We start from the raw sequence: 8,030 nt of genomic DNA on the forward strand, positions 1-8,030 counted from the left end.
GCAGATTAGATTCTCTACAAATCTGACGGCCTGTCGCAAAACGGGATCGCATCCTGTCGTTTGCGTGCGACAAATAGCACCAGCGGCTCGCTACAATGTGTCTAAAGCGGCGCATCGGTTGGAACTGCGGAAGCCCCAGCGTCGTTGCTGGCCCTTGCCTCGCTTGCGACGATCTTGCCGTCGCGCAGCCGCACCAGATGATCCGCGATCCCGAAATAGCGATCATCGTGGGAAATCACGATGATGGTCTTTCCGAGATGCTTCAGATCCGGGAGCAGCTCTGTGTAGAAGATGTGCCGGAAGGCCGGATCCTGATCCGCGGCCCACTCGTCGAACACGAGAACGGGTCTTTCCTCCAGCCACGCATTCATCAGGGCCAATCGCTTGCGCTGTCCGGTCGACAGGTCCGTCGTCGTGAACACGCCGTTCTCGACGGAGACCTTATGCGCGACCTCCAACCGCTGGAGGTAGCGCTCCGCGACATCGGGAACCACGCCCTCTCCGCGTATGAGATCCTCGAACAGATAGTAGTCGGAGAAAATGGTCGTGAAGAGCTGGCGGTAATCGTCCCGCGTCTCCGTCAGGACGGGCGAGCCGTCGCGAAGCACGATGCCGCCATGAGGAGCGTATAGACCCAGCAACAGCTTGATGAGAGTCGTCTTTCCGCTTCCATTCTGCCCCACGATGAAAACGATTTCTCCCTGCCGGACAATCAGATCAACCGGCCCAAGGACGAAGGGGGCACTGCCCGGCACGCCGCGAAAGGCATAGGTTACGCCACGGAGCTCGATCGATTCGATCGTAGTCTTGCCCGGCGGAGCGGGAGCAGTGGCCAGAAGATTATGCTCGGGGGTCGAGAACTGCTCCGAGAGTTCCGCAATGCGCCGCATCGCGACCTGGGCGCGGCCAAGCGCCGGCAGGATACCGATGACCTGATCAATGGGTCCGCGCATGTAGAGCAGGACCAGCACGAAGCCACTGGACACTGCGGCAGGGCTGTCGGGCCAAAGGAACGGACGCAAGGTCAGCGCCACGCCGATCACGGCAAAAAACAGCATCGTGCCGAACGCCCGCGCCGTCACGAACAGATTGATCGACCTGATCTGCACCGAGCTGATCCGGTCGACGGTCTGCTGGAGTTGCTCGGCATAGACGCGCCTCCGGCGGACGCGATTGAGACGCAGCTCCTTGGCGCCCTCGGCGATCGCGCGATACTGCTTGTGCAGCTGATCTTCCGCATCGCGCGCCGCGTTGAAGCCGTGGACGCCTCTGGTTCTTGCATAACCATGCGCCAGCGACCCCAGAACGATGACGGCTCCCGTGATCAGGAACAACGGCCACGACAGCACCGCCAGGTAAACCATGCAGCCGAGCGCGATCACGAGCGAGACGAAAAAGGACGAAAAGAAGAACGCGAAATCGCTGATCGTGTCGACGTCCTGCGTGAGGACCGGGATCAGGCGATGGGTCCGGTAGATTTCGAGCTGATCGATGGGCGCGGCCAGGATTTTGGCGGCCAGCGACTTGCGAAGCTCGGCGATGATCCGCTGTCCGACATAGTTGGCGCTGACATCGGCGCCGATGGACCCGATCAGGATCAGGAGGCACAGGCCGGCAAACGCCAGCAGCAGCGTGATGACGTCGGCCTGCGTGGCATAGAGCCCGTGATTGACGACCGCGAGCAACGCCGCGACGCTGGCGCCGCCAACCAGACCCAGAACGATGCCGCCGAGCACGAGCGGCCAGTAAGGCCGCAGGAGGTGCAGAATCTGCGCCATCAGGCCGCTTCGTGAGTTCATGATGAGAGCCGCGCTGGAGAAGACCTGAAGCGAACCTATACGGTCCGTCACGATCAGAACAAGCCGTGCCGATGTGATGCGAATACATGATGGCAGCACCGCTCTTCCAGCGCTTATTTCGTCGGCTCTTTCGATGGATTCTAATTTGGGATCCCCGATGCCTTTAATATGATGCGGGTAGTACCGCTTTTGCAGCGCAGCCGGCGAGCGAGCAGGATTTTGATCCGGCGCCGTGCCGGGCTGCGACATCCGGACATCGAAGCACTTGAAGGCCAGCATCGGACAGGCCCGATGGAGAATGACTTTGGACCCGCTTATCTCCGAAACCCGCATCGTGCTTCCCGATGCCGCCGGCCTCGCTGCGCGGATGATCGATCATCTGGCCGAGCATGACATCGCTTTCGAGGACCGCGGCGGCCTCATGGTGGCGACATTGCCGTTCGGAACCAGTTCCCTCGCCGTCGAGGCCGAAGTGCTCAAGATCCGCGTCGAGGCCGACGACAAGGGCAATCTGGAGATGCTGCGCGCGGTCGTCGCCTCGCATGTGATCGAATTCGCGGGCGACATTGCCCCGACCATCGTTTGGTCCGGTCATGAGTCCAACGGCGGCACGCTGGCCAACTTCCGCGAGGTGCGGCTGAAGGCCGCGATCACCCTGACGCCGCACATGCGGCGGCTGACCTTCACCGGCGAAGACATCGCCCGTTTCGTGAACGACGACGAGTTGCACGTGCGGCTGTACTTCCCGCCCGAAGGCCTCGCCAAGCCCGAATGGCCGTGGCCCGCGCCCGACGGACGTATCCTTTGGCCGGAGCCCGACCGCAGGCCCGTGACCCGCTACTACACAATCCGCCGCATCGACTTGCAGACCCGCGAGATCGATATCGATTTCGTGATTCATGATCATGCCGGACCGGGCTCGGCCTTCGCCGTCAACGCAAAGGCCGGCGCCGTCTGCGGCATGGCCGGCCCGCTCGGCCGCGGCATTCGTCCGGCACGCTGGTTGCTTCTCGTGGGCGACGAAACCGCCCTCCCCGCCATCGCGCGAATTCTCGAGACGCTGCCGGCGACGGCAACGGGTGAGGCCTTCATCGAGGTTGCCGATCGAAGCGAGGAAGTTCCGCTGGTCGCGCCGAGCGGCGTAGCGATCCGCTGGCTGCATCGCGCGGGCCGTCCCGCCGGAACGACGCAGCTCCTGGTCGACGCCGTCAAGGCCGTGCAATGGCCCGACCATGGTGAGGTCTTCGCCTGGGTCGCGTGTGAGGCGCAGGCGCTGAAGACCCTGCGAAACCATTTGCGCGACGAGCAAAGGCTCTCCCGCGATCAGCATCTGGCCGTCGCCTATTGGAGCCTGCGCCAACCATGACTTTCCAAAACGCGCAGACGGACAAAAGCACGCTCGCCGCGTCGACCAGCACCACGCAGGCCTTACAAAATGTACCCACCTCGTTGTTCGAGCTCGACCAGGTCGGCTTCGCGGTGGCTGGGCGCGCGCTGCTCGAACCACTCACCTTGTCCCTTCCCGCGCGCAGCGTCGTCGGACTGATCGGGCATAACGGCTCCGGCAAGTCGACCTTGCTGAAATTGTTGTCGCGCCAGCAGCCGAGCACGTCAGGAACGATTCTTTTCGAAGGCCGCGCACTGCGCGCCTGGAGCGATCGGGACTATGCCCGCAAGGTCGCCTACCTGCCGCAGCAGACGCCGCCCGCCGCCGGCATGCTGGTCAAGGAGCTGGTCGCACTCGGCCGCTATCCCTGGCACGGCGCGCTCGGCCGGTTCAGCGAGATCGACCGCAAGAAGGTCGAAAGCGCCATGGCGTTGACCCATATCGAGCCATTTGCGGACCGCCTGGTCGATACGTTGTCCGGCGGCGAGCGCCAGCGGGCCTGGATCGGCATGCTGGTGGCGCAGGATGCCGAGTGCCTGTTGCTCGACGAGCCGACCTCGGCGCTGGACATCGCCCATCAGATCGAGGTGCTGTCGCTGGTCAGGCAGCTCGCCCGCGAGCGCAATCTCGGCGTGGTCGTCGTGCTTCACGACGTCAACATGGCCGCCCGCTTCTGCGACGAGATCATCGCGCTCCACTCCGGGAAGCTTATTGCCCGCGGCAGGCCGGAAAAGATCATGACGCCCGCCGAGCTCGAAACCATCTACGGCATCCCGATGGGCGTGATGCCGTCGCCGGATCACGGCCATCTCATCAGCTTCGCGCGGTAAGCGGCATCGCTTGGGCCGCAGTCATCGCCGCTGCGGCCGCAGCAGCCAGATGAGGTAGGGTCCGGCGAGCATCATGGCGAAGATGCCGGCGGGCATCTGGAACGGAAAGATCACCATGCGTCCGGCCCAATCCGCCGTGACCATCAGGATCGCCCCGATCAACGCGGCCAGCGCCGCCTGATGCAACGCGCGCTGCGCGCCCATCATCCGCGCCATGTGCGGAGCAATGAATCCAACCAGACTCAGAAGACCGACCATCAGCGTCGCCGTCGCGGTCAACAATGCCGTGAGCAGCATGATGATGATGCGGCTTCTCGCCAGCGAGACGCCGACCGAACGCGCGGCCGTCGCTCCTAGCGGCAGAATGTCGAGCCAGCGCGACAGCAGCGGCACCATGATCAGCAGAACGAGCGCCGCCGCAGCGAGGACCGCGGCCTCGGCCGGACCGATCTGGTAAAGCGACCCGGTCAGCAACGACAGCAGCGTGCCGATCCGCGGATCGCCCGTCGCCAGCGCCATGGCGATGATCGCGCCGAACGCCGCGCTCATGGCGACCCCGGCCAGGAGCACGCGCTCCGGACTGAACTCGGACCGCCGGCTGAACAGCAGCACCAGCGCCAGCACGATGAAGGCGCCGATGCCGGCCGCCGCAATCTGCGCCAGCCGCGTGTGCGCGGGAAAGAGATAGAGCAGAACGATCACGCCCATCGCCGCGCCATAGCTGATGCCCATAACCTCCGGCGCGGCCATCGGATTGCCGGTCATCCGTTGCAGCAGCGTGCCGGCGACCGCCAGCGTCGCACCCGCGGCCAGCGCCGACACCATGCGCGGCCCGCGCCACGGCCAGAACTCCTGCAAGCCGGACGGACCGCTCCAGTGCCAGCCGTCCGAGCCGACCCCCAGGGCGAGTGCGATCCAGACCACAAGCAGCAGCAAGGCAAGAGCGAACAGGATCACGCGCCAGGGGTGATCGAGACGCGGCGGAGCGGATGGCGTCAGATTTCCCATCGGCATAGTAGCCCGCAGCCGCGGCAGCAGCAGGAGCAACATCGGCGCGCCGATCAGGGCCGTCACCGCACCGGCCGGCATTTCGCGATAGCCGGGCGGAATCAACAGCACGAGCTGATCCGTCAGCCACAGCAGCACGGCGCCGCAAAGAGGCGCCCAGATCAGCCGGTCGCGAAAGCGACGCGCGCCCGACAGCATGACGATAGCGGGCGCGGACAAGCCGACGAATCCCATGACGCCGACCACGCTGACGACCGAAGCGCTGAGCGCGATCGCAATGACGAGCGCGAAGATCCGCGCTCGCGTCAATCCGAGGCCCAGATTGCGCGCAGTCTCATCGTCGAAGCCGAGCAGCGTCAGCGGGCGAACCATCACCGCGATCAGGACGATCGAAATCAGGAGCCGCGGCGCCAGGAACGTCACGTTGCTCCAGTCCTGCTGATTGAGGAAACCCGCACCCCAAATGAACAGCCCGATCAGATATTCGTGGTTGAGCAGCACCAGCGCCTGGGTGGTCACGGCGCAGTAGTAACTGACGATCAATCCCGCGAGCACCAGGACGACGGGCGACAGCGCACGTTTCCAGGTCAGCCCGAACACGCAGAGAAACGCGGCGAACCCGCCGAACAGCGCTATCCACTCCCGGCCAAAGGCAAGCAGCGACGGCGCCCACAGGGTCGTCACAGCCAGCGCAAGATAGGCGCCGTTCAGGACGCCGATGGTGCTCGGCTCCGCAAGCGGATTGCGCAACACCTGCTGAGAGACCGTGCCGGCAAGACCGAGGGCCGCGCCGGCCAGCAACGCCACCGCAATGCGCGGAAACACGGTGTAGTGCACGAGCATCTGCTGGGGATCGGTGACCTCGGGCCGCCACAACACCGGCAGCCAGGCGCCGGCGGGCAGATATCCGGACAGGTTGCGCCAAGTCAGCGCGGCCGCGGCTGCCAGCAGCAAGCCGATCAGCACCGCCGGATGCATCTCCAGGCCGGACCGGGCCGGCAGTGCCTCAACCTTGCTCATGGCTTTCCCGCGGCAGACGTTCGGCGAGAAGGCGGGCAAAACGTTCGGCCGCCGGCACGCCGCCATAGAAGAACTGATTACCCAGGACCGTCAGCCGATGCGATCGAAGTGACGGCAGGGTTTGAAGCACAGGGCTCGCCTTCAGCAGCGCCTCGACATCCGTGACCCGCGAGGTCATCAAGACCAGCCGCGCGTCCGGAACCGCGGCGAGCACTTCGAGCCCAACACTGGTATAGCCCCATGGGCCGCTCTGTCCGGTCCAGGCATTCCTCAATCCGCACTGATCGAGCACCTCCTGATAGAGGCTGTTCGGACCGAACACGAGCGCGCGGTTGCGCGCGATCTCGCTGACGAGATAGAGCGGCTTGCCGCCGCGCCCCCGGAGCCGCTCACGATAGCCGGCCATGGCGACGTCGAAACGGGCGAAATAGGCTTCGCACGCCGACTGCACCTCGAGGCGTTTGGCAAGCTCCAGCGTCGAACGACGCGCCGTGTCGAGAGGATGCCCGCCGGGTCTGAAGATCGTGAACGTCTCGACCGGCGCGATCAGCTTGAGCCGCGGTATGGCGGCTGCAATGCTGGGATCGATGATGATGATGTCGGGCGCGAAGCTCTGCAGCAGTTCGAGATTTGGCTCCGAACGCAGACCGATCTCCTGAACGGCGGACGGGACAGCCGGCTCGACGACCAGCCGGCCATAGCGCTCGATCTCCGGAATCACCAGCGGCACGACACCAAGCGCCAGTATCGTCTGGGCACAGGCCCAGCCGAGCGCAGCGACCCGGAGGCCGGATTGCGATCCGGCGGTTTGAGCAAACGCCATGGGCCATCTACCCGCAAGGGCCGTGCCTCCGATCGCCGCGCCCGCGCCGAGGAGCGCACGGCGGGACAGCCTATGGTCTGGAATAGACGTGCTCATGGGATCCGTTCAGGCGCCTCTCGCAGAGGGGCCGCGAGAGATGATGATCATGACATACTCTCGTTCACGCCGCATTGCCATATCAGGCCGCCTTTTCGCCAGCGGCGAGAAAGGCCTTGGCGAGCGCCCGCCCGATGGTGGCCCTCGCCTGCAAGGCATCGGCCACGATATTCCCCATGCGCAGGAATTCATGGATCATGCCGGGATAAACGTGCAGATCGACGGGAACGTCGGCCGCGGCTAACCGCGCCGCATAATTGCGCCCCTCGTCCACCAAGGGATCGAACTCGGCGAGGACGATGCAAGCGGGAGCGAGGCCCGACAAATCATCCGCTGCGAGCGGCGCGAAACGCCAATCGTCGCGATCCGAGTCGTCGCGGAGATATTGCCGGAAGAACCAATCGACAGTGCTACGCTCCAGGAGATGGCCGGTACCGTAGCGCTCGTAGGATGCGGAGGTTTGTCGGGAGCTGAGACCGGGATAGGCGAGAACCTGAAGCACTGGCTGCGGAAGGTCCTTGTTTGTCTTCGCCTCGATCGCGAGAGCGGCGGCAAGCGTCCCGCCGGCGCTATCGCCGCCGACGGCAACGCGGCGGCCGTCGAGCCCCATTGCTCGGCCCTCGCGGCCAATCCAGGTCAGCGCATCGACGGCATCCTCGAAAGCCGTCGGAAATTTGTGTTCCGGCGCAAGCCTGTAGCCGACCGACAGCACGGTCGCGCCACTGTCTTTGGCGAGGCCGCGGCACAATGGCTCGTGCGAATCCAGACTGCCGACGACGAAGCCGCCGCCATGCATATACAGAAGTACCGGCATCGGAAGGCGATCGCTCGGCGCCTCGCTCGCATAGAGCCGCGCCTCGATCACCGCGCCATCCCGCGTCGGCAGCGAGAGGCGGCGCTCATGGGGGAGCGCCGGCGGATCGACATCGAGCAGCGGCGAGGATGCATCGAAATCGGCCCGCGCCTGCGCGGCGGTCAATTGCGGAAACGGAGTTCGCGCACCGCTTTCGGTGCCGGCCTGAACCATCTCGAGCAATGCTGCAATATCAGGATCAAGGCTCAAGGGC

6 protein-coding genes are annotated in these 8,030 nt (G+C 64.8%); 2 read left to right on the top strand and 4 right to left on the bottom strand.

Annotated features, from left to right (window positions below):
* Positions 1-101: 101 nt before the first annotated feature.
* Positions 102-2,078, bottom strand: coding sequence for a cyclic peptide export ABC transporter (locus EDE08_RS32165; protein WP_349627707.1), 1,977 nt, complete (start codon positions 2,076-2,078; stop codon positions 102-104).
* A 25-nt stretch (positions 2,079-2,103) separates the two neighbouring features.
* On the opposite strand from EDE08_RS32165, the gene EDE08_RS32170 reads away from it, so the two are divergent.
* A complete protein-coding gene (locus EDE08_RS32170; protein ID WP_165936349.1) occupies positions 2,104-3,165 on the top strand; it encodes a siderophore-interacting protein in 1,062 nt (353 codons plus the stop codon).
* On the top strand, positions 3,162-4,016 hold the full coding sequence (locus tag EDE08_RS32175) for an ATP-binding cassette domain-containing protein (protein WP_131873196.1): 855 nt from the start codon (positions 3,162-3,164) through the stop codon (positions 4,014-4,016). Before EDE08_RS32170 ends, EDE08_RS32175 begins: the two co-directional genes overlap by 4 nt.
* A 21-nt stretch (positions 4,017-4,037) precedes the next feature.
* Here the strand turns inward: EDE08_RS32175 and fhuB are convergent, their stop codons facing one another.
* From fhuB to EDE08_RS32190, 3 genes are all read right to left on the bottom strand, one after another.
* The gene (fhuB, locus tag EDE08_RS32180; RefSeq protein ID WP_207913185.1) at positions 4,038-6,044 is read right to left on the bottom strand and encodes a Fe(3+)-hydroxamate ABC transporter permease FhuB; all 2,007 of its coding nucleotides are present in this window, start codon (positions 6,042-6,044) and stop codon (positions 4,038-4,040) included.
* Positions 6,031-6,867, bottom strand: coding sequence for an ABC transporter substrate-binding protein (locus EDE08_RS32185; RefSeq protein ID WP_165936350.1), 837 nt, complete (start codon positions 6,865-6,867; stop codon positions 6,031-6,033). The genes fhuB and EDE08_RS32185 overlap by 14 nt, the downstream gene beginning before the upstream one ends.
* A 178-nt stretch (positions 6,868-7,045) precedes the next feature.
* Entirely contained in the window at positions 7,046-8,026 is a 981-nt protein-coding gene (locus tag EDE08_RS32190; RefSeq protein WP_131873191.1) for an alpha/beta hydrolase, read from the bottom strand.
* Between the last annotated feature and the right edge of the window lie 4 nt (positions 8,027-8,030).

The sequence above is a fragment of the Bradyrhizobium sp. R2.2-H genome (genome assembly GCF_004346455.1).
Taxonomy (GTDB): domain Bacteria; phylum Pseudomonadota; class Alphaproteobacteria; order Rhizobiales; family Xanthobacteraceae; genus Bradyrhizobium; species Bradyrhizobium diversitatis.

Coding starts and splice junctions, on each gene's coding strand:
- EDE08_RS32165 (WP_349627707.1), bottom strand. CDS start 2,078: ATGCTGGCCTTCAAGTGCTTCGATGTCCGGATGTCGCAGCCCGGCACG.
- EDE08_RS32175 (WP_131873196.1), top strand. CDS start 3,162: ATGACTTTCCAAAACGCGCAGACGGACAAAAGCACGCTCGCCGCGTCG.
- fhuB (WP_207913185.1), bottom strand. CDS start 6,044: ATGAGCAAGGTTGAGGCACTGCCGGCCCGGTCCGGCCTGGAGATGCAT.
- EDE08_RS32185 (WP_165936350.1), bottom strand. CDS start 6,867: ATGGCGTTTGCTCAAACCGCCGGATCGCAATCCGGCCTCCGGGTCGCT.